The organism is Amycolatopsis pithecellobii (assembly GCF_009707865.1).
In the GTDB taxonomy this organism is placed as follows: Bacteria; Actinomycetota; Actinomycetes; order Mycobacteriales; family Pseudonocardiaceae; genus Amycolatopsis_E; species Amycolatopsis_E pithecellobii.
Window position 1 is genome coordinate 42,662 of the sequence record NZ_WMBA01000048.1, and the last position, 20,666, is coordinate 63,327.

Here is a 20,666-nt window from a genome sequence, read left to right on the forward strand (position 1 = left end):
ATCGGCGGTCCGACAAGGGGCTATACTGCAAAACCCGAAGTCTGCGCCAAGATCTTGAGGATTCCACGGACATGTCGCCGGTCGCCGCGCTGCTCAACGAGATGCTCGAAGACGTCGACGAGCTGGCCTGCAGGATCGTCGAGCGGGTCCGCCGCGAGATTCGCGGCTACGCCCAGGTCCCCGAAGAGGAACACCGCGAGCAGGTTCATGCCCATCTCCTTGAGATCCTGGCAGGATTGAGAGACCGCGTCCCCCCGTCGCCGGCGATGGTCAATCGCGTGCGTGCGCTTGGCAGGAGGCGAGCCGCGCAGAGGATCAACCTGCCTGACCTGGTCGAGGCGTGTCAGGTTGTGTATCAGGAGATATGGAACGAGCTTCTGGTACGAGCGACGCACCACGAGCCCGATCTTTCCGCGCAACTGTTGGGTGAAGTGGCTCCGTTGTGGTCCTCGTCGCACCGGGTCACAAATGCGGCTGCGAGTGCGCACGCAATCGAACAGCGATCTGCGACAACCACCCGCGTTGCCCTCCGTCGCCAGTTTCTGGACACGCTTCGTACGCCCGTTGACGTGGCCGAGGGGAGGCGGGTCGCTCGGGCTCTGGACTTCGATCCGAATACCGGCTTCGTTGCTCTCTGCACCACGCTGACCGGCCTGGGCGATATCGACCGCCTCGACGCCGCGCTCGCCGAGTCGGGACTGCCGGCATTGGTGACTGACGACGGGGCAGTGACGGTCATGATCGGGCAAGGGACCGATGAGACACTTCTGACAGCCCTTCGCAGCGTTTCACCAGACGCGCCGGCGGGAATCGGTCTTTCGCGCCCAGGGATCGAAGGCGCTGCCGTCTCCGTCGTGGATGCCCGGGACTCGCTCGAAGCCGCACTCCGATTGAGGCGTGACGTCCGTTTTGCCGAGGACTGGCTGCAGGTCCTCCTCCACACCTTCCGCCACCGGCTACGGCCCATCATGCGGCATGGCAGAGATGTCGCCTTGGACAACCCGGCCCTTGCCGACGCAGTCCGGGCGTTTGCCCGCGCGGGCTTCTCACTCGCGGAGAGCGGACGCCGACTTCAGATAAGCCCGAATACGCTGGCCTACCGACTGGAGCGCTGGCGCACCCTCACGGGCTGGGACGTACGGACCTTTCGGTCGCTCGTGGCGTCGCTGGCCAGCATCGACTGGGCACACTCACCTGAGACTCCGTCGACGAATCCCCGGATTTCGTAGACCTGCCCTTGAGCGCAATTCTCGGCCAACTCCGCTGTCGACCTGCGCATTCTCCACGTTCCCTGGCAGGCAGTTCGCCTTCGCTCCCCCGGCTTTCAGGAAATGGCGCGGCTATCGGTTGACGGCATAACGTCGAGCGCCAGACGTGGCAACGAGAGCGTTGCAATGGACGACCGAGCGGACCGGACCCGCTGGGCGTGCGCCGCGCCGGTCACGGGATAGCCGCCCCAGCCTTGCCCGACCCCAGCACCACCTCCGACGAGCCACGGGCAACCAGTTCACCGGCCAGGGCGTCGACTGCGCCGGCGAGGCGCAACTCGTCGGCCGGCTGCCGTGGGACAGAAGGGGCAGCGTGACCGGTGTCGCGTCGAATCCGCGCTCCCGCAGTCGCCGTGCTACCGGATGCCATGACCAGCCACGCATCGGGTACAAGGACGAATGTGGGCATCGCGCCTCCACTGATCACTTGCGGCCACCCGGACGGCGCCACTGCCGGCACCTGGCGGCCGGCTCGATAACGCGCTCTCAGTTGTCGAAGTCGAACGCCATCCGGCCGCCGACGACGCCCGCCGGCTCGGCGAAGGGCCTGCGGTGACCGTCAGGGCCCACATCGTCGCTACGCTGACGTGCCTCACGCTTACAACTTGCTTATCGTTGTCTGACAAATTTTCCGGTGCTCGCATGGCCAGTGGCCGACGTGTCGCGAAGAGCACACAGCGGATCCGTATTCGAGTCCAGCGAGCAGAATGACGCCGCGCGCGTCATGTCCCAATCGGTCTGTGCGTTCGCCTTGCCGAAGGCGCCAAACTGTATGTAGTTTAGCGGCACCACAGGAAGGATGTCCAGAGCACATGACCGCTGGCGGTAGCAGACGCGGCGAACGAACCGCGGCTCGTCCTGTTCGCGCAGAACCTCGCCGAGTACCAGACAGCGGAGTTCGAGCCGCGGTTTCCGGGGCCGCTCGACGAGCGGCGACACTCGTTCCGCGGCGGGCTGCGCTTCCTCGACCGCCTCCGACGGACCTCCGAACGGAACGGGCTCCGGTCGGGTTCCCGATGCCCGCCTTCGCCAACCGCAGTCGGTTGGCGTACGGCCTTTGCGCGTGGCGTAAGAACACCCCAGGCGTCAATACTTCATCGGTCAGCACAAGATCGACGAGCCACCCAGCTGCACGAGGGGAAGCGGTTCTTGCCCATGAGTCACCCAATCCCCCAGGAGCTTGACGAAGCAGGCAGCTCAGATAGAGGCTTGACCACAATAATCGCCCGATCCGAGGAGAAGCCCATAACGATGTCGGCCCCAGTCCAGCTCACCCTGTCGGATTTCGCACGCGAATAGTCGGAGGCGAACAAGGTGTAGGCGTACTACTCCATCGGCGTCCTCCGGTCGCATTACTGTGGAGTTGGCCCCTGACATGGATCGACTGGCAGGTGGCCGTATCATTGCTCGCCGCATTACGAACTCCGGGCGCCCACCGTGCCTCGCCGAAATCGAGGTGAACGGATACGTGATCCTCGGCCCCTGTCAGGTCGATCCCCCGTACCACGCTTCTGTCCGGGGAGGACCATGCGCGAGCCTTAACGCACCAACGGAACATCGGGTGCGATGGGGTGGTACGTCGAACAGTGCGCCGCCGTGGTACAGGCGACCGGGCCGCGCCGCGAGTCACGGTGCCATGTCTCCACGCCGGGCCGGCGGTTCTCGGACCGGATCGGCATAGAGACGCCAGCGGGTTGGTTGAGACGCATGGGAGCCGAGTTGAGCCCGGTCGATTTTCAATGAGGTTGTCAAGGTGATTACGTCAGGCAGCGGTAGCTTGTGGCGGTGCTGGCTCGAAGCACCGCTGGTCGCGCAGCAGTGCCCACACGACGTTGACACGTCGGCGTGCCAGGGCGAGGACGGCTTGGGTGTGGCGTTTACCCTCGGATCTCTTGCGGTCATAGAAGATTCGCGATGGGTCGTGGCAGCGGATGCTGACCAGGGCCGAGGTGTAGAGGGCGCGTTGCAGGCCGCGGTGGTAACGGCGGGGACGGTGCAGGTTGCCGCTGATCCGGCCGGAATCGCGGGGTGCTGGGGCCAGGCCGGCGTAGCCGGCCAGATGGTCGGCGGAGGCGAACGCGGTCAAGTCGCCGCCGGTGGCGGCCAGGAACTCCGCGCCGAGCAGTGCCCCGATGCCGGGCATGCTCAGCAGGATGGTGGCGTGCCGGTGGCGGCGAAACCGGCCCTCGATGAGCTTGTCGGTGTGTTTGAGTTGCTCATCGAGGGCGATCACCCCCTTGGCCATGTCCGCGACGAGCTGCGCGGCCAACCGCTCACCGGGAAGGGTGGTCTGCTGGGAGCCCGCAGCTGTCGCGACAGTGGCGGCCAGCGTGGTGGCGTTGCGAACCTTCTGCGTGCGCAGCCATTCTTCGAGTCCAGCCGCGCCGAGTTGGCGGACGGCAGCCGGGGTCTGGACGTGGGTGAGCAAGACCAGCGGCCCGCGGTTGGTCAGGTCCAGGACGCGTTCCAGGGCGGGGCTGATGCCCAACAGTTGCTCGTGCAGCCGGTTGACCAGGCGGACGCGGTCACCGGCGAGGTCCCGGCGGCGGGCGATGAGCATCCGCAGTTCCACAATGAGCTCGTTATCGACGCGCAGCGGGGTCAGGTCCCGGCGCATGCGGACTTGGTCGGCGATGATCGCGGCGTCTTTCGCGTCGGTCTTGCCCTCGCCCCGGTAACCGCCAGCAGCACGATTGACCTGGCTTCCGGACAGGTAGAACACCTGCTGGCCGTGGGCGACCAGCAGCGCCAGCAACAACGCGGCGCCACCGGTGCTGACATCGACAGCCCAGCGCACCTCGTCGGCCAGCGCCGTGACCTGTCCGATCAGCTCCAGCAACACCGTCTCATCGTTGTTCACCCGGCGCGACAGCATCCGGGTGCCCTCGGCGTCGATCACCACGACGTGATGGTGTCCCTTGCCGATATCCACCCCGGCCCACGCACGTTCCACCTGCATCTCCCGACTCGCACCAGCATGTTGTCCCACAGACGACCTCGCCGACCTATCCCTACGCAGCGATCGAGTCGCAATTTTCAATCAGCGGCCGAGTCGTCGAGGGGTGCCGGGCGGCCAATCGAAGGAAGCCACACCAACAGCAGATGCCTGAAAGCCACACCCGGCACCCCCGGGTCCCCGAACCCTACGACTGGCCCGGGACAACCCAAGGAAGAAGGTAGGGATGCCTGACCAATTCGGGTGCAGTTCGTAGGCATCCAGCCATAACAAATCCCAGACGAAGTCGAGAGGTAACAACGATGAGCGACATCGACTTGAACCAGCAGATTATTGCCGAGTTTCGCACTAACGGCGGCCGGATCGGCGGGCACCTCGAAGGTGTGCCCGTGGTAATCCTGCATCATCGCGGCCGGTCCAGCGGTCGCGAGTACGTGCACCCGGTAGTGTGTCTGGCCGACGCCGACGACGCGAATACGCTCTACGTATTCGGCACCAACGGAGGCCAGCCGACGAGCCCCCAGTGGTACCGGAACCTGACCGCCGCCGGCACAGGCACCGTCGAAACAGCCACGGAGACCTATCCCGTGTCGGTCCGGGAGTTGACCGGTGCCGAGCGAGACCAGGTTTGGAAAAAGCAAACCGACCATGCCCCGTTCTTCGCCGACTACGCCGACAAATTGGCTGGCGTCCGAACGATTCCAGTCCTGGCTCTCAGCCGCGTCTAAGATCCGGCGCCGAAACCGGTACAAAACGAGAACATCGAATCCGGGACGGGGCTCGGCGAGAAAAAACGGGAGCGGCTGCGGGGTGGCCCAGCTGGCCGTGCCGGGTGCCGAGGCAGGCGGTCGACGCGTCGACCGCCTGCCTCGCACACGACTCGAGGTGCTGCGATCCGCGCACCCTTCGTTCGGCCAGCTCAGTGCCGCTGCGTTGGACAGCGCCGGTCGCGACTGGCGGCTTGCGACGCGACGGGCTCGATCATCAGCAGCGGCATGGCGTGTGCTCTCGGGTCCAATCGCAAGCGCCCATCGACGTGCGCAGCCGCGAGAACCTTCTGGTAGCCGGGGCTCATGTGCTCCGGCTTCCATTCGAATCGCCCGTCCAGCTCGACGCGGACGCGGTCCGGCCCGAACAGCGGCTCCAACAGCTTGTAGGCCTCGGCGATGAACGGTGAACCCATCAGACAGCCGTACTCTGTCAGCCCCAGCGTCACGCGAACGCTGCTTTGCGCTCCGTGGGTCACTTCGACATCCAGAACGAGGCCCATGTCGTCAAGCCCGGCTGGGGTGCCCGCTGCGCGGCTGCACGGATCGATGATCGTATTGAGCAAGTGCCTGACGTCGGCTTCGGTCGGGGTCGTCACGCGGCGCTCCACGGCTCGTCCAATTCCTTCGTCAGACCGATCGAGTCGGCTGCGAGGCCGGAGCGGACCTGGTCGACGTCCCAGCCGAGCAGCCGGGCGTGATTCAGGCCGAGGATCTTCCGCTTGACCTCCTCGGTGAGCGGCGGATACCCGAACTCCTCCTGCATGCGTTCCGGGATCTCGAATTGCCAGAATCGCTCCAGGAATGGTTGCGGATGCCGCCCGATGGCGCCCGAGGACCAGAAGATACGGTCCTCCCCGCCCCAGAAGAGCAGCTGGCCCAGCAGGTGTGCAAAGCGAGTGGGCTGGCGGATCATGAGAATGGCGCTGCTCTGTTCGAGGTTGACCGCGACGTTGGGGAAGCGTTGGATCTGCCAGGCGGTTTCTTCGAGGAAGGCTATGCCGCCGTGCACGATCTCGAAAGTCAGATCGGGGAATGTCGATGCCGCGCCCGCGACGTCCCAGGGTGCGAAGGGCTCGCTCGGCACCTGTCCCTGGGGCATGGCCTTGTGGGTGGCGACGACCTTGATGCCGCGCTGCTGGATACGCTCCAGGATCGGGTAGGCGATCTCGGGGTCATCCAGGCGGTAGCTGTGGATCTCCCCTCGGATGATGTCCATCGGGTACATCTTGATGCCGACGACCTCGTCCTCGTCCAACAGCCGGTCGACCTCCTCCACGGCGCCCGGCTCCCACGGCGACACCGGACCGTAAAGGGCGACTCGGCCGGGCCACCGTTCCCGCATCGCCTTCCCGACCCACAGCGGCGAGCCTCCGTCACGGTAGATGCCGTAAAGCGGGATGCCGTGGTAGACGCACACGTCGGTGTCGCTCTCATGGAACAGAGCCCGGCCCAGCAGCTCGGGGTCAGCGCCGCGGCGGAACCGCTCCTTGCTGAGAGTCCACTTGGGGTCGCCGTCCGGCACCAAGTTCTGGTGACCGTCGATGAGCATCTGTGACAACTGCATCCCCACTCGTTCCCGAAACGGGCCCGGCGTGTGGTTTTCCCGGGTTGTGTTGTAGCCGTGGACGGTGGAGTCCATGACGAACACGTCCTCGAGCGGCCGGGTAGCGGTCCGGACGCTGGGGGTGGCGGTCGTGGTCACGACGATCTCCTTGCCTGGGTGCGGTCGAGCGTGGTCGAACTGCTGAACTCCTCGCGGGGACTGGAAGTGGATCGCCCGACGTCCGGGGGCTGGATCGGCCTGGGCTGCCGGACCGGAGCGGCGTCGACCAGATCGGCCCGCCCACGACCGTGAACCGCGTCGAGGACCGCGGTCAGGGCTTCTACGGAGGCCCCGGTCGCGTCGAGGGAGCGCCAGGCCACGTGCCCGTCCGGACGCACGAGCACCGCACCGTCCGTGCCGATGTCGACCGGGAGCGCCATGAACGGCAGGGTGCGTACGACCAGTGGGATCTGTCCGTTCCCCGCGTACGCTTCGCCGGCGGCGGACCACGCGCTCGCCTCGGTGCCGCAGACCAGGACGAACTCGGTGTCGAACCAGTCGATGGTCGACGCGGTCTCCCCCACATCGAGCCACATGTGAGGAAAGCGGGCCCCCGGCCGGTCGGTCGGCCAGTAATGGCGGGCATCGGGTGCGGGCAGCGGGCTGCCGTCGTCTACCACAGCATCGCTGCGGTAGACGTAGCCCATCGACATGCCCTCGCAATGTGTGTGGTTGTCGGTGTCCACGATGAGCCGGCGCCACCGCTGAGGATCGGTGGTCCGCGACCCGGCCGCGACAGGTGCTTCGACCATCAGCCTCCGGTAATTGGACACCGACCACTCGAGGACGGCCTCGGCAACCGGTCGACGCTCCGCGTCGTACGTGTCCAGCAGGGCGTCGTCCGCGATCCCGTTGGCGACCGCGGCGAGCTTCCAGGCCAGGTTCTGGATGTCCTGCAGCCCGGTATTGAGCCCGAGTCCACCGGTCGGGGGCACGCAATGCGCCGCGTCGCCGGCGAGCAATACCGGTCCGGTCCGGAACGTCGCCGCCGCAGCGGCGCGTATCTGCCAGCGGATGGTCTTGAGCGGGATCACTGCCAAATCAGGGATCCCCCAATGGCCCCGCGCCGTGCGAACCAGCTCGGACTCGGTGAGAGCCGGTTGCTCGGGACTCTCGAGGCGCTGGAGATACAGCCAGCGCTGAGCCGTGGGGTCACTCGCCAGGACCGGCCCAGGTTGGACGGTGGGGTCGTCGGGGTAGACCATGAAGACCGAAGTCGTGTGGGCGTGTGGAAGGTGCGCTGTGTCCGCGCGATAGTAGTAACTGACCATGTCTGCGAGCACGCCGGGCCCCGTCGTCGGCACCCCCACGCGCTCGCGTACGACGCTGCTCGCGCCGTCGCACGCGACGAGGTATCGAGCCCGGACCCGCACCGTACGGCCGTCCGCGAGCCGGCGGACGCGCGCCACCACCCCGGTTTCGTGTACCTCGATATCAAGAAATTCGTGACCGCGCCGCAGGTCGACTCGCGGTGCTCGACCAGCGGCGTCGCTGAGCACGCGCTCCACCACGTCTTGCGCCACGGCGCATTTGCCGGCCGGTGAGTGCGATGTCATCTCTGGCCTGGTGACACCGAAAACCCGGCCCGCGATGGTCTCGCAGTGGTGCTGAACCCAACCCATCGCGCCGACGTACGACAGCTCCGGCTGGAGTCCACCGGCGCGCACCTCCGCGTCGAGGCCCCACACACGCAACAATTCCATGGAGCGAGAGGTCAGGCCGCGCGACTTCGGGTGTTCGGTGGGGGCCGCTCGCCGCTCGACGACCACGCAGTCGACTCCGTGCCGGTCGAGGCCGACTGCGAGGGCCAAGCCCACCGGCCCGCCACCGACGACGAGAACCGAAGTCGCAATTTCCTGCTGCTCGGCGCCCGTGCTCACGACGGCTCCTGCCCCACTCCTGCGGAAGCGCCGAGCGATTGCCGGATGAGCTCGAACACGTGCCCACGCAACTCGACGAATTCCGGCTTCGCCTTGGTCGCGATCTGATCGCGCGGGCTTCCGAGGGGAACGCTCACCGTCTCGATGACGCCGGCCGGGGAACCTCCGACGACCACGACCCGGTCCGCGAGATAGACCGCCTCGTCGATATCGTGGGTGACAAGCACGATCGATACCCCGAGCCGATCACGGAGACCCAGCGTCAAGTCCTCAAGGTCGGCGCGGGTCTGCGCGTCGACCGACGCGAACGGCTCGTCCATGACGAGCAACTTGGAGCCGTACGCGATGGCACGGGCGATCGACACCCGCTGCTGCATACCCCCCGAGAGCTGCCAGGGGTAGTGGCCGTGGTGTGTGCTCGGGATGCCGACGGCCTCAAGGGCAGTGCGGGCACCCCGCGTTCGTCGGTCACGACTCAAGCCCTGGGACCGAAGGGGCAGTACGACGTTGTTCAGCACCGACATCCACGGCAACAGCGAGCGGCTGTAATCCTGGAACACGACGGCGAGATGGGCAGGTGGTCGTTCCACCCGGGCACCATCGAAGAGTACTTCGCCAGAGGTCGGCGCCAGGAGACCGCTGATACAGCGCATCAGCGTTGTCTTGCCGGCGCCGGACGCCCCTACCACGCACACGATCTCGCCGTTTCGGACATCGAGATCGACGTCCCGTAGGACCTGATGATCCGCACCCGCGGACCGGTAGGTCTTCGAGAGCTCATGCACGGACAGCAGCGCCGATCCCGGCGCGGCGTCCCGGTCCGGGGGCATCGGCGAATCCTGGTTCGGTCGCACCTGACTGAGCACCGGTGCCTCCAGCTTCTCCATCATCCTTCACCTTTGATCGACTGGTGCATGCGGTGGTGCCACCGCAGCGCGAGGTTCTCGAAGCCCTGGAAAGCCAAATTGAGCACGTACCCGAGGATGCCCAGCAGCAGGATGCCCGCCCACATATCCGTCGCCGCGAAACTGCGCTGGGCCTGGAGCGTGACGTAGCCAATGCCGTCCGTGGAGGCCATCAGCTCGCTCACGACGATGAGCGTGATGCCCAACGACAACGCGGTCTTCATGCCGGCCACGATGTAGGGACCGGCGGCCGGCAGGGCGATCCGCAGCATTCTGTCGCGGCGCGGGAGGCGGTAGCACGCGGCGACGTCCCGGACTACGGGATCGACGCTGCGCACCCCGTCGATGGTGTTCAGAAGCACCGGCCACGTCGCGCCGTAGCAGATGATGGCGACCCGCATCGACGGCTCGATCCCGAGCAGCACGATGGCCAGCGGCAAGAGCGCCACGCCGGGAATGGCTCGCAGAAACTCCACGACCGGGCTGAGGGCGTCGCCGAGCCAGTGGACCGCGCCCAGCAGCAGGCCGAGCCCGATGCCCAGGGCACAGGCCGCGAGGTAACCGAGGCCCAGGTTGCGGAGGCTCGGGATCACATCGGATCGAACATGGTCGAACAACCACAGCCTCTGGAACGAGTCGACAATGTCGGACAAGGGCGGGAAGTAGAGCGACTGGCTGCCCTTGCTCGCCACCCACCACACCGCGACGATCGTGATGGGGAGCGCGATCTCGAGGAGCAGCAGCCCTGGGATTCGGACTACTGACTGGGTACGCGGTGCACGGCGTGCCACGACAACACCCTCCTCTCGGTGGCTTGCAGTCCGAGGTTGAGAGCCAGTCCGAGGACCGCGCTCACGACGACAAGGGCGAACATCGCCGGAATGTCACCTGCCTGCGAGTAGTTCTGAAATTCCAGGCCGATGCCCGGAGCGCCGCCGATGACCTCCGCACCGATGACCAGTAGCAGGCTCATCGTCGCGGCGATCCGGATGCCGGTTGCCATCAGTGGGCCTGCGCTCGGCACCAGCAGGCGGAACACGCGGTCCAGACGGCGGATCCGGTAGGACGCCGCCATGTCCCGTGCCACCCGGTCCACCGAACGGGCGCCGTACACGCTTTGCACCAGGATCGGCCATACGGAGCCGAACACGACCAGGACGAGTGCCATACGAGGAGTCGCGCCATACAGGAGCAGCGCCAGCGGGAGCAGCGCTACGGCTGGGATCGACCGGCAGAACTCGATCGTGAATCGGGTCAGCCGGTAGCCGAGAAAACTCGCGCCGAGCAGCAGGCCGAGGGGAATCCCGACGAGTATCGACAGGCCCAGTCCCAGCGCCCAGGTCTGCAGGGTATCGGACAGAGCCGCCCAGAACGAGCTCGCCCTGAGCAGTGGTCCCAGGGCACGCACGACCTCCACTGGTGAGGCGATGCTGGTGGACGAGACGACGCCCGTGGAGCACGCGATCTGCCAGAGGAGCACAGCAGCCAGGCAGGCGACGAGCTGTGAGGCGACCGTCCGGGCCTGCCGCTTCGACCGCCGCCGCTCTCGGTGCGTCGCCGGGGGACGCCCAGGCATGAGTGCCCGCACCAGCGGCGACCTGGATTCCTTGAGTGTTGAAGTCATCATCGACCTACGCGAGCGGTTGCCGCCGGATTGACGAAGGACGACGCCTTCAGGGACGAACTCAGGTAGTGGTACTTGACCATCTGGTCGATCAGGCCCTGCAATTTGTCCACGTCCACAGTGGACGGCGTGAAGTTCGGCAGCCGGATCTGGCCCAGCTGTGCCGGCGTGAGCTGAGTGATCCGCGCGCCGATCTTGCGGATCTGTTCCGGGCCGGCGGCCAGTTGCTCGTTCGCGGCCTTCATCGCCGTGGCGAAGCCTCGGACTGCATCCGGGTTGGCCGCCGCCCACTTCTTGGTGGCGACGTAGACAAGCTGACCCACCCCGGCGATCTGTTCGGACAGCGGATTCGCCATCGGACGCAGTCCGACTTGGAGAGCGGACGAGAGGAACGGCTCGGCGATGAGTGCCGCCGCCACCTGACCGCGGTTGACCGCGTCGACCATGTTGGGCAGGGGCAGCTCGACGACGTTGATGGTGGAGGAATCTCCACCGGCGCTGTCGACAGCAGCCTGGATGCCCAGCTGGCTGATGGTGTTGAGCCCGACGACAGCGACCTTCGCGTTCTTGAGGTCGGTGAGGCGTGCCGGCCCGCCCGCCTTGGTGACAAGGGCGGTGGCGTCCAGCTCCGGACGGTCTGCGAACGCGGCGCCCTGGGCAACGATCTCGATCGGGACGTTCTTCGAGATGGCCACGGCTACGCTCATCGGGTCGGCAGACGTGATCTGGGTCTGGCCGTTCAGGAGCAGCGGAATCGCCTGCGGCCCCGAGGTGATCGGCTCGGTGGTGACCGTGATGCCGGCGTCCTTCAGCTGTCCGCCGTCGCCCATCGCCTGGTACAGGGAGGTCGCCGACAGCGTCGGGCTCACCCCGACCTTGATCGTGCCGGCCTTTCCGGGAGAGCCGTCGCTCGCGCCGTTTCCCTCATCGGTGGGCCCGGCGGTGGCCCCGCACGCGGCAAGGGCGAAGGCCATGGCCACCAAGGCCACCTCGCGCACTGGTCGCTTCGTCATTGTCTGTACTCCAATCGTCGAGGAGTCCTTTCCTGCGTGTCTCCCCGAGAAGTCCTGTCCGGCCGTTGTGACTGAGTCGCAGCGCGCTCCGATGCGGGCGAGTGGCCGGGCTGAGCCGGACCGATGAGCACCGGGTTGTTCGACACCGGCGCGTTGACCACCTCGAAGGTTGCACCGTCAGCGGCGAACCGCTCGTCGAGCCTGCTCAGCACCGAATAGCTGATGCACCCGGCGCTGAGCAGGCAGCGGGAGCAACCTCCCAAGAGCTCAAGCGTGACGTGGTGGTCATGGACCGAGGTGATCATGACGTCACCGGCGTCGACGTTCAGCAGAGGCCGGATCGTGCTGTTGAGCTCCGACTGCACCGACAGGCCCAGCGCCAGCTCGGCGTCGGTGTAGTCCGACGGCTGGGGCGTCTCGCGCATGGCGGTCACGACGCCACAGCCGATTCGGCCAGCGGTGGCATGCCCAGGAGATCGAGCAGGTTGCCGCCGCACATCTTGGCACGGTCGGCGTCGGATATTGCCGGATAGCCGTAGCCCTCCCGCAGGTCTTCGGGGATCTGGAAGTTCCACACTGCGTCGAGGAGCGACTGCGGGTCCGGTCCGATCGGTGCCTCGCTGCCGAACAGGATCCGGTCGGACCCCACGCCGTACAGCGCTTTGCCCAACCGCTCGGCAGTCAGCCGAGGCGCGACCTCGATGAAGTTGATCCACGTCGACATGGACAGATAGATGTTCGGGTAGCGCGCGGCGATCGCAATCGTCTCGTCCTCGTACGGGACACCCAGGTGATGGATGATGAACCGCATCTGGGGGAATGCCAGCGCGGCCTCGCCGACGTCGTGCGCAGCCAGGGCCGCCAGCGGTTCGGGACCGATCGGGTTGCCCTTGTGCACTTGGGCGATGTCCACTCCGTGCTCGAGCATCCGCTCGTACATCGGGAAGGCCACCTTCGGGTCGTCCATCCGCCACGACATGCCGCCTGTGTGCGCGGTGTAGAACTTGATGGAGCGAGCACCCAGGTCGACGATCTGGTGGTCGAGGTCGTGCATCGCCGTGTTCAGCCCGCGGAGCATCGGGTCGGTCCCACCGCAGAACACCACGGCGTCGGGGAACAGCCGAACCAGCTCGTGCTGACGTTCGACGGCATCCAGCCCGTCGACGTACAGGTCGAACATCGGAACCGTCTGCACCATCGCGTAGTCGATCTGTGACCCGGGGTGGAAGAGCAGATTGCCCACTTCCCGAGCGCTCCAGGCCTGCGCGAACCTGCCGTAGTCGACGCCCTCACCGCGCGTTTCACGCAGGTTGCGGTAAAAGAAGTTCTGAGCGAGGCGGCCCATAGGCTCGATGACGTTGTCCTCACTCAGGTTGTGAATGTGGACGACGTTGTCGAAAATCGTCGCGCCCTCACGCATGTCGTGGCTCCTTTGCCCTCTGGGTGAGTGTTACTGCTCGGCCTGCGCTGAACCTGTCCGGTGGAAGCGGGCCCGTGCGCCCGTCGGCGCGCCCTGTCATGTGTGCCGCTGACCGCGGTAATTTCTTCTCGCTCAGATAGTGCGAGGTCATCTAGTGACCTGCTGTTTGTAGTTGTTACAGCGGTCACATGTCAAGACCCCGGACCTCGAAACGACCGAGGCAGCGGCACCAGGCCGCCGAACCACCGGGTCACGCGACAGCGCCACGGATCACTCAGCCGGCACGGTTCCCCGGGGCGACGATGCGGTTGACCATGACACCCACCCGCCCCACTTCGGTGCGCACGGTGTCGCCAGGGCGGAGGTAGGCCGGTGGATTCCGGAAGGCACCCACTCCGGCGGGGCTGCCGGTGCAGATCAGATCGCCGGGTAAGAGGGTCATCACGCCCGACATGTAGGACACGAGCTCAGGTACCCCGAAGCACAGGTCGGTCAGGTCGGAGTCCTGGCGCAGATCGTCGTTGACATACGAGCGCAACGTGATGGACGCAGGGTCCAGCAAGTCGCCGACCTCGTCGGGAGTGATCAGCGCGGGCCCGGCCGGACAGAAGCCGTCGTAGCTCTTGCCCAGATAGTGCCCCCGGTAGAAGTCGACGTCCTCATGGGCGGCCGTCTGGAGATTACGGTCGGACATATCGTTGACCACCGTGTAGCCGGCGATGTACCGATATGCGTCCTCGACGGTCACATGTCGAGCCGCTTGGCCGATGATCACGCCGAGTTCGACCTCGTAATCCATGGTGACAGCTTCGGTGGGGCACACCACGTCGTCGTAGGGCCCCACCACCGCCGTGCTCGCCTTGGCGACGATCATCGGCCGGTTCGGCGTCCGGCCCTTCGAGACGACCGCGGCCTCCTTCACATGCGAATAGGTGTTCGCACCGACCACCAGGACTTTCGGGGGCCGGGTGACGGGCGGGCCGAGGCGCAGCCCTTCTTTCGTCACGTAGTCGGCTTCAGTCGCCCCGGTTACGAGTGTGTCCACGACCAGCCGCCACTCCGGTAGCGAGATCAGGTCGACCATCGCCGAGACCGCATGGTGACCGCGACGGGTCAGCGCCCCGACGACATCAAGGATCCGCTCTCCGCAGTCGACTCCCGGTCGTTCCAGGCCCGCCGGACCAAAGTTCACGAGTTGCACTGGGGCTCCCTCCACTTTCGGCGTTCCCGTCATGCGGGACCGGGCGACCTGCCGGCCGTACCTGCCGTCACCTTAAAATCCCCATCCACCCGATGTCCAGGTAATCTTGTATAAATGAGCCGGCGGCCCCGGCAGTGACTTCAGCCGGGTCTTCCGCGTGGCCGTCACCAGGCCGGACAGGCCGTGTCACCGCAGCCCGAGCACCATTTCTTTCGTCCCGCCACACCAAGATCCAGCACCACTGTGAACGCCCCGGGGTTACAAACCGCCTACAATCCGGGAGTGACGGAACGGAGCACTCCCGCGGCGTGGCCCAACGGATCCACCTTTCAGCTCAGGCGTACACGCCGGGCAGGAGACATCGTCCAGTCGCTGCGCGACCAGATCGCCCGCGGCGAATTGCCACGGGGGTCGAAGCTGCCGAGCGAACGAGCGCTCGGCGAGCAGTTTGGGGTCAGCGGTCCGACGGTGCGCGAGGCGACGCGGGCCCTGGCGGCCATGGGCCTGGTCGAATCGCGCCACGGCGAGGGAACTTTCGTGACCGCGCGACCCGAGGACGCCCTGATGGGAGCCCTCGCGACCATCGCCATGCTCGAGGGCGCCACCATCCAGGAGATTCTCGACCTGTTCTCCCTGATGCTGCTGGGCGGCATCGACTCGATCATCGCGCACGCAACTGACGAGGACATCGAACAGCTGCGTAGCTCTGCGCGCTCCATCCTTGAAGCAGGCGAGCGCACCGAACTCATCCCGCACGCCGAGAACTTCGTCCTCTCGTTGGTGCGCGCCTCCCACCGGCCCCTGCTGATCACGCTCACCACATTCCTCGCGCACATGCTGGTGGCCTTGGAGCAGCAACTGTTTCCACAGTCCGACGAGTTCTGGCGGGACTGGGCGGGACGGCTGGATCCCCAGCGCGCCGAGATCACCGATGCCGTCGCGGCTCGCCAGCCGCGACGACTCCGCACCGCCCTGACGACCTACATCACGAAAGGTCTGGAGAACCTGACTGCGCTCGGGATCGACCCCACGATAAAGTTGGCCGATCCTCGGCTGGGGCCGACCATGGCTACCGTCGTAGATCTGACGATGTGACGGAGGAACTGGGGTGAGGGCCGCCGACCAGATCGTCGCAGACCTCGTGGACACCATTGGCTCGGGGGCGCTGCCCTTGGGTTCCCGGCTACCCACCGAGCGCGACCTGGCCCAGCGGTATGGCGTCAGCGGCCCGACCGTCCGCGAGGCCATCCGCGCCGTGGCGGCCATCGGCCTGGTCGAGGTGCGACACGGCTCGGGCACGTACATCGCGCCCAATCTGCACGGCATCCTGCGGCGCCCGCTGCTGGCCCTCATCCGGTTCAACGATCTGGGCTCGGCCGACCTGGCACCTCTCTTCGACCCGCTGTGCGACTACCTTGCGATGCAGGCGATCGAGCACGGCACCCTCACAGAGATCGACAGGCTCCACGCCGTGACCGAACGCGCCGAGCTCGCCGACGATGGCAACCAGGTCACCGCAGTCGACCTCGAGTTGCTGCGGCTGGTGCTGGACACGACCCACCACGCAGTCCTCGTCGAGCTCTGCGGTTTCCTAGTCGAGAGCCTGGTCCCGACGCAGGTCGCTGCTGTCAGCGGTCGCCCCCCACGCACGTGGCGCTCATGGCTCGCCGCCCGGAGACGAACCCGGGCCGGCCTTCTGGCGGCGTACTCCGCGCGGGATCCGGAGCAGTTGGCCGGCTGCGTTCGCGCGCTGGTCCTCGGGGACTGACGGGCCCGCCACGACGATCATGCGGGTGCCGGGGTCGACCTCCCCCAGCCGGCGTCCCGGGTGAGCTTCTCCAGCACCGGCTGGACGCGGAACGGCACCGGGGTGGCCACCGTGAACGTCGAGGTCGTCTTGCGAACCCCCTCGATGGCCACGATCTCGGCCGTGAGTCCCTGCAACTCCTCCAGCGACGCAATCGCCACTCGGACCAGGAGGTCCTCGCGACCGGCCTGGATGCGCACCTCCAGCACCTCGGGCAAGGCCCGGAGGCCTTGCACTATGGACGCCATGATGCGCTGGTCGATCTCAAGGAAGACGAGGGCCTGGACGGGCAAGCCCACGGCGGTGAGGCTGATCATGGGCACCAAGCCGAGGAGCACTCCCTCATCCTCCATGCGCCGGAGCCGGTGGTGCACGGTCATCCGGCTGACGCCGACATCGGTGGCGATCTCCGCAACGCCCGCTCGGGCGCGGGCCGCGAGCCGGTCCAGGATGGCGGCGTCCAGCTCGTCGATTGTTGTCATCCCGCACAGCTCCTTGCACGCTTGCTCCGACTCATCTTTACGTTGTGCATAGCCTAGTGCTTCCTTCTTGACGCTCAAGCGGGCCATGACCATCATCTGGCTGACATCCAGTACCGCGTTTCCGCCATCCGCTCGACGACTCGGCCGCTCATGACAGGCCCGTAGCGGCGCTGGTTCGTCGCATCCAGGGCACCGACCCCGAACACCATCGACCCCTAGGGACGCTCCATGCCCGCACCCATCGCACCGCTCTCTGCCCCCAGTCCTACTACTGCACTGCAGTTTGTTACCGCGGCCGGCGAACTGACCCGCGAGGGCTCGGCGTACGGCGTCGACCGCGACCTCGCGCAGGCCCTTTACGTCGACATGCGGCGAGCCCGCGCCCTGGACCAGGAAGCGCTTGCCCTCCAGCGCCAGGGCGAGCTTTCGTTGTGGCTGCAGTGCTGGGGGCAGGAGGCGGCTCAGGTGGGCTCCATCCGGGCCCTGCGCGAGGATGACCACGTCTTTCCCAGCTACCGCGAGCATGCTGCCGCCCTGTGCCGGGGTATCACCCCTGGAGAGCTGCTGGCGCAGTGGCGAGGCACCACGCACGCCGGGTGGGTTCCCGACCACCGGGCCTTCCACTTCTACACGCTGGTGCTCGGCACGCAGACCCTGCACGCAACCGGATACGCGATGGGATGCGAACTCGCCGGCGGTGACGAGCTGACCGCGGTCTACTTCGGAGACGGGGCCGCGAGCCAGGGCGACGTCAACGAGGCACTCAACTGGGCCGCGGCCCGCTCAGTGCCGGTGCTGTTCATCTGCCAGAACAACCAGTGGGCGATTTCCACCCCGGCCGGCGAGCAGACCGGCTCCCCCCTGCACCGGCGAGCCGCCGGGTTCGGCCTGGCCAGCTGGTACGTCGATGGCAACGACGTACTCGCCGTGCACGCGATCACGTCCGCCGCCGCAGCTTTCGTACGCTCGGGCCAAGGACCGGCGTTCGTCGAGGCGGATACGTTCCGCATGGCCGGGCACAGCACCTCCGACGATCCGGGCCGCTACCGGGCGGCCGGTGAGGTCGACGTCTGGGAGGCACGCGACCCGATCCGGAGGGTGGCCACACTGCTCGCCGCGCTCGGGGTCGAGCCGGCCTGGTTCGACGCGGTCGAGGAGGAGGCGCAGGCGGTGGCCCAGGAGACCCGGGCGGCATGCCGTGCCCTCCCGGCTCCCGACCTGAGCGGGCTCTTCGACCAGGTGTTCGTCGATCCCCATCCGGTGATCCAGCGGGAGAAGCAGGCATTCGACGACCATCAAAGGCGGCTGGCCGAGGTGAGCATCCGATGACACTCCCTGTGTCAACCTCAGGCGGCAACCTGTGTTGGTTGCCCGGATTCTGCAAGTCGTACGGCGTTGCCGTGCCGGCCCGGGTCGTAGGGTATTCGGTCGATCCAGCAACGCCAGATGACGCGGATCCAGGCGCGGGCCAGGACACGCACGGCGTGCGGGTGGTCCAGGCCGCGAGCGCGGGCGTTGGTGTAGACCTGGGCGGCCCAAGCCGATTCGTGGCGGCTGTTGTCGGCGAAGGTGGTGATCGCCTGGCGGAAGCGTTTGTTGCAGGCCCACCGGAAGTGCACGGCGCGGTGTTTGCCGGACTCCTTGGTTACGGGTGTGGCGCCGGCCAGCGCGGCCACCGATTCCGGTCCTGCGTAGGCTGGGCGGGCATCGCCCCACTCGGCGAGCATCTGGGCGGCGTTGATCTGACCAGACCTTGGCAGCGACGTGAAGATCTCGGCGTCCGGGTGCTCCCCGAGTGTGGCGGTCACACTGCGGCCGATGTCTTTCAGCGCGGCGCCGAGGGCTTTGAGGACGGTGACCAGAGCGATCACCGCGTCGCGGAGGGCTTCGCACAGGGTCTGGTCGGTGGTGCCTGTCGGGGCGGCCCGCAGCCGGGTCAGCAACTGATCAGCGCTGCGGCGGCCGGAGTAGCCGTGCTTGGCGCAGAACGCGGCCAGCCGCTTGGCACCCAGGCCCACCGCGTGCCGGGCAGTCGGGTACCGGGTCAGGAACTCCAGCGCGATCGGCGACTCGATGTCGGCGAAGATGGCCTTGGCGCCGGGCCAGTGCGCGTCCAGCAGCGCGGCGAGCTGGTTGGTCGCGGCGACCCGCATGTCGACCAGGTCGCCGCGGGTACGGACTACCGTGCGCAGTGCCTTCGTTTCGGCCGAGTAGGGCACGGCCACGGTCAGTTTGCGTTGGCGGCAGCGCAGGTAGTCGGCGATGACCTCGGCATCACCGGGGTCGGACTTGGCGCCGGAGCCGGCTTCGGATTCTCGCCACGTCTTGATCGCGTGGGGTTTGACCGGCACGACGGGGTGCCCGGCCTCCAGCAGGATATCGACCAGGCGCCCGTCCGGGCGTTCGATGGCCACTGGCATGGTGTCCGGTTCGCCGAGCCGGGCCAGGCGGCGCACCAGGCCGGCCAGGCCGTCGGCGGAGTGCTCGACTGTGAACGCGGCGATCTTCTGGCCGGTGGCGTCCAGCACGCACACCGCGTGGGTGGCCGCGGCCCAGTCGATCCCGACGAAGAACAAGGCTCCCATAGCGTTGGGGGACAACAACAACTCTCCTTGCGGTGGCAGCGACGTGACTCGACGAGCGGGGCTGTGTGCCGGGTGGTCACTAACTGGCGCTCTGCGGCGCTTCTCCCTGTGGCCGGTCGGCAGCCCCGGCAAGGATCGGGAGTGGCGGTGTCATCGTGGCCCTCGAAGGGCGACCGACCCAAGCCATCTCCCGACCCTCGCCGAGCTCCTACAAGGTCATCCAACAACCTCGTAGGAAGGATGGTGCCCTAGTGACCGTCCTGACCCTCGGCAGGGCGTTGAACGAGGGACTGCGGCGGGCCATGAGGGACGACGACCGGGTCGTGGTCGTCGGCGAGGATGTGGGCCGGCTCGGCGGGGTTTTCAGGGTCACCGACGGGCTGCAGAAGGAGTTCGGCGAGTCACGGGTCGTCGACTCGCCGCTTGCCGAATCCGGCATCGTCGGAACGGCTATCGGATTGGCTCTGCGCGGTTACCGCCCGATCTGCGAGATCCAGTTCGACGGGTTCGTCTACCCGGCGTTCGACCAGATCGTGAGCCAGCTGGCCAAGATGCGGGCCCGCTCCGGTGGCCGGATCGCCCTGCCGATCGTCATCCGGATCCCGTGCGGCGGCGGCATCGGGGCGGTGGAGCACCACAGCGAATCGAACGAAGCGTACTTCGTGCATACGGCTGGACTACGGGTCGTGTCGTGCGCGACTCCCGCGGACGCCTACCGCCTGCTGCGGGCGGCCGTGACGTGCGACGATCCCGTGGTTTTTTACGAGCCGAAGCGGCGTTACTGGGACAAGGAGGAGGTCGACCTGAACGCCGCTCCTGCCTCGCTCGACCGCGCCCGCGTGCTCCGGAAGGGCACGCACTGCACGCTCGCGGCCCACGGGCCCAGCGTCGCGACGGCCGTGGCGGCCGCAGACGCCGCCGCTGAGGACGGTGTTTCGGTCGGGGTCGTCGACCTGCGCACCCTCTCGCCGCTGGACATCGAGACCCTGACCCGGGCCGTACGTGGCTCGGGGCGCCTGATCACCGTGCTCGAGGCGGCCACGACCGGAGGCCTCGGCTCGGAGATCGCCGCGCGGGTGACGGAAACCTGCTTCCCCGAACTCAAGGCGCCGGTCCTCCAGGTCGGCTCCTACAACCTGCCCTACCCACCCG

The 20,666-nt window shown here is 67.0% G+C and carries 20 protein-coding genes; 6 read left to right on the forward strand and 14 right to left on the reverse strand.

The features are described from left to right. Nucleotides 1-71: 71 nt before the first annotated feature. A complete protein-coding gene (locus tag GKO32_RS26180; protein ID WP_166459737.1) occupies nt 72-1,229 on the forward strand; it encodes a PucR family transcriptional regulator in 1,158 nt (385 codons plus the stop codon). A 211-nt stretch (nt 1,230-1,440) separates the two neighbouring features. On the opposite strand, the gene GKO32_RS26185 is transcribed toward GKO32_RS26180, so the two are convergent. Together GKO32_RS26185 and GKO32_RS26190 are read right to left on the reverse strand one after the other, a co-directional pair. Beyond that, nucleotides 1,441-1,677, reverse strand: a complete 237-nt coding sequence (locus GKO32_RS26185) for a hypothetical protein (protein WP_154759564.1) — start codon at nt 1,675-1,677, stop codon at nt 1,441-1,443. Nucleotides 1,678-3,030: 1,353 nt separating this feature from the next. Further along, nucleotides 3,031-4,227: an IS110 family RNA-guided transposase gene (locus GKO32_RS26190; RefSeq protein ID WP_154759565.1), complete on the reverse strand. Its 1,197-nt coding sequence runs from the start codon at nt 4,225-4,227 to the stop codon at nt 3,031-3,033. Between the two features lie 299 nt (nt 4,228-4,526). Here GKO32_RS26190 and GKO32_RS26195 point away from each other — a divergent pair, with 299 nt between their 5' ends. After that, nucleotides 4,527-4,952, forward strand: coding sequence for a nitroreductase family deazaflavin-dependent oxidoreductase (locus tag GKO32_RS26195; RefSeq protein ID WP_154759566.1), 426 nt, complete (start codon nt 4,527-4,529; stop codon nt 4,950-4,952). Between the two features lie 191 nt (nt 4,953-5,143). Here GKO32_RS26195 and GKO32_RS26200 read toward each other — a convergent pair whose 3' ends face one another. From GKO32_RS26200 to GKO32_RS26245, 10 genes are all read right to left on the reverse strand, one after another. Next, nucleotides 5,144-5,590 carry a DUF59 domain-containing protein gene (locus tag GKO32_RS26200; protein WP_154759567.1) on the reverse strand — a complete coding sequence of 149 codons (447 nt, stop codon included), beginning with the start codon at nt 5,588-5,590 and terminating at the stop codon, nt 5,144-5,146. After that, nucleotides 5,587-6,696, reverse strand: coding sequence for an amidohydrolase family protein (locus tag GKO32_RS26205; protein ID WP_154759568.1), 1,110 nt, complete (start codon nt 6,694-6,696; stop codon nt 5,587-5,589). Before GKO32_RS26205 ends, GKO32_RS26200 begins: the two co-directional genes overlap by 4 nt. Next, a complete protein-coding gene (locus GKO32_RS26210) occupies nt 6,693-8,477 on the reverse strand; it encodes an FAD-dependent monooxygenase (RefSeq protein ID WP_154759569.1) in 1,785 nt (594 codons plus the stop codon). Before GKO32_RS26210 ends, GKO32_RS26205 begins: the two co-directional genes overlap by 4 nt. Then, on the reverse strand, nt 8,474-9,367 hold the full coding sequence (locus tag GKO32_RS26215) for an ABC transporter ATP-binding protein (protein ID WP_246244697.1): 894 nt from the start codon (nt 9,365-9,367) through the stop codon (nt 8,474-8,476). Before GKO32_RS26215 ends, GKO32_RS26210 begins: the two co-directional genes overlap by 4 nt. Continuing rightward, on the reverse strand, nt 9,364-10,173 hold the full coding sequence (locus tag GKO32_RS26220) for an ABC transporter permease (protein WP_154759570.1): 810 nt from the start codon (nt 10,171-10,173) through the stop codon (nt 9,364-9,366). The genes GKO32_RS26215 and GKO32_RS26220 overlap by 4 nt, the downstream gene beginning before the upstream one ends. After that, complete coding sequence (locus tag GKO32_RS26225) at nt 10,140-11,009, reverse strand: ABC transporter permease (RefSeq protein WP_154759571.1); 870 nt, start codon at nt 11,007-11,009, stop codon at nt 10,140-10,142. The genes GKO32_RS26220 and GKO32_RS26225 overlap by 34 nt, the downstream gene beginning before the upstream one ends. Continuing rightward, nucleotides 11,006-12,019, reverse strand: coding sequence for an ABC transporter substrate-binding protein (locus GKO32_RS26230; RefSeq protein WP_154759572.1), 1,014 nt, complete (start codon nt 12,017-12,019; stop codon nt 11,006-11,008). The genes GKO32_RS26225 and GKO32_RS26230 overlap by 4 nt, the downstream gene beginning before the upstream one ends. Then, nucleotides 12,016-12,444 carry a NifU family protein gene (locus tag GKO32_RS26235; protein ID WP_154759573.1) on the reverse strand — a complete coding sequence of 143 codons (429 nt, stop codon included), beginning with the start codon at nt 12,442-12,444 and terminating at the stop codon, nt 12,016-12,018. Before GKO32_RS26235 ends, GKO32_RS26230 begins: the two co-directional genes overlap by 4 nt. 5 nt (nt 12,445-12,449) lie before the next feature. Then, complete coding sequence (locus GKO32_RS26240; protein WP_154759574.1) at nt 12,450-13,439, reverse strand: amidohydrolase family protein; 990 nt, start codon at nt 13,437-13,439, stop codon at nt 12,450-12,452. A 274-nt stretch (nt 13,440-13,713) separates the two neighbouring features. After that, complete coding sequence (locus GKO32_RS26245) at nt 13,714-14,640, reverse strand: fumarylacetoacetate hydrolase family protein (protein ID WP_166459738.1); 927 nt, start codon at nt 14,638-14,640, stop codon at nt 13,714-13,716. Nucleotides 14,641-14,922: 282 nt separating this feature from the next. Here GKO32_RS26245 and GKO32_RS40260 point away from each other — a divergent pair, with 282 nt between their 5' ends. Next, the gene (locus tag GKO32_RS40260; protein ID WP_154759576.1) at nt 14,923-15,735 is read left to right on the forward strand and encodes a FadR/GntR family transcriptional regulator; all 813 of its coding nucleotides are present in this window, start codon (nt 14,923-14,925) and stop codon (nt 15,733-15,735) included. A 13-nt stretch (nt 15,736-15,748) separates the two neighbouring features. After that, nucleotides 15,749-16,408: a FadR/GntR family transcriptional regulator gene (locus GKO32_RS40265; RefSeq protein WP_154759577.1), complete on the forward strand. Its 660-nt coding sequence runs from the start codon at nt 15,749-15,751 to the stop codon at nt 16,406-16,408. A gap of 17 nt (nt 16,409-16,425) precedes the next feature. Here the strand turns inward: GKO32_RS40265 and GKO32_RS26260 are convergent, their stop codons facing one another. After that, on the reverse strand, nt 16,426-16,929 hold the full coding sequence (locus GKO32_RS26260) for an Lrp/AsnC family transcriptional regulator (protein ID WP_166459739.1): 504 nt from the start codon (nt 16,927-16,929) through the stop codon (nt 16,426-16,428). Nucleotides 16,930-17,157: 228 nt separating this feature from the next. Here GKO32_RS26260 and GKO32_RS26265 point away from each other — a divergent pair, with 228 nt between their 5' ends. After that, nucleotides 17,158-18,258, forward strand: coding sequence for a thiamine pyrophosphate-dependent dehydrogenase E1 component subunit alpha (locus tag GKO32_RS26265; RefSeq protein ID WP_154759579.1), 1,101 nt, complete (start codon nt 17,158-17,160; stop codon nt 18,256-18,258). 17 nt (nt 18,259-18,275) lie between these two features. Here the strand turns inward: GKO32_RS26265 and GKO32_RS26270 are convergent, their stop codons facing one another. Next, on the reverse strand, nt 18,276-19,529 hold the full coding sequence (locus GKO32_RS26270; protein WP_246244699.1) for an IS110 family RNA-guided transposase: 1,254 nt from the start codon (nt 19,527-19,529) through the stop codon (nt 18,276-18,278). 236 nt (nt 19,530-19,765) lie between these two features. Between GKO32_RS26270 and GKO32_RS26275 the strand changes: the two genes are divergently transcribed. After that, nucleotides 19,766-20,666 (forward strand): alpha-ketoacid dehydrogenase subunit beta (locus tag GKO32_RS26275; RefSeq protein ID WP_312868557.1); only part of this gene is annotated, 901 nt, incomplete at its 3' end.

Bases quoted from the DNA above. Each gene is read 5' to 3' on its own strand.
- GKO32_RS26185 (WP_154759564.1), bottom strand. From the start codon at position 1,677: ATGCCCACATTCGTCCTTGTACCCGATGCGTGGCTGGTCATGGCATCC.
- GKO32_RS26235 (WP_154759573.1), bottom strand. From the start codon at position 12,444: ATGCGCGAGACGCCCCAGCCGTCGGACTACACCGACGCCGAGCTGGCG.
- GKO32_RS26195 (WP_154759566.1), top strand. From the start codon at position 4,527: ATGAGCGACATCGACTTGAACCAGCAGATTATTGCCGAGTTTCGCACT.
- GKO32_RS26230 (WP_154759572.1), bottom strand. From the start codon at position 12,019: ATGACGAAGCGACCAGTGCGCGAGGTGGCCTTGGTGGCCATGGCCTTC.
- GKO32_RS26225 (WP_154759571.1), bottom strand. From the start codon at position 11,009: ATGATGACTTCAACACTCAAGGAATCCAGGTCGCCGCTGGTGCGGGCA.
- GKO32_RS26215 (WP_246244697.1), bottom strand. From the start codon at position 9,367: ATGATGGAGAAGCTGGAGGCACCGGTGCTCAGTCAGGTGCGACCGAAC.
- GKO32_RS26265 (WP_154759579.1), top strand. From the start codon at position 17,158: ATGCCCGCACCCATCGCACCGCTCTCTGCCCCCAGTCCTACTACTGCA.
- GKO32_RS26240 (WP_154759574.1), bottom strand. From the start codon at position 13,439: ATGCGTGAGGGCGCGACGATTTTCGACAACGTCGTCCACATTCACAAC.
- GKO32_RS26260 (WP_166459739.1), bottom strand. From the start codon at position 16,929: ATGACAACAATCGACGAGCTGGACGCCGCCATCCTGGACCGGCTCGCG.
- GKO32_RS26180 (WP_166459737.1), top strand. From the start codon at position 72: ATGTCGCCGGTCGCCGCGCTGCTCAACGAGATGCTCGAAGACGTCGAC.
- GKO32_RS26190 (WP_154759565.1), bottom strand. From the start codon at position 4,227: ATGCAGGTGGAACGTGCGTGGGCCGGGGTGGATATCGGCAAGGGACAC.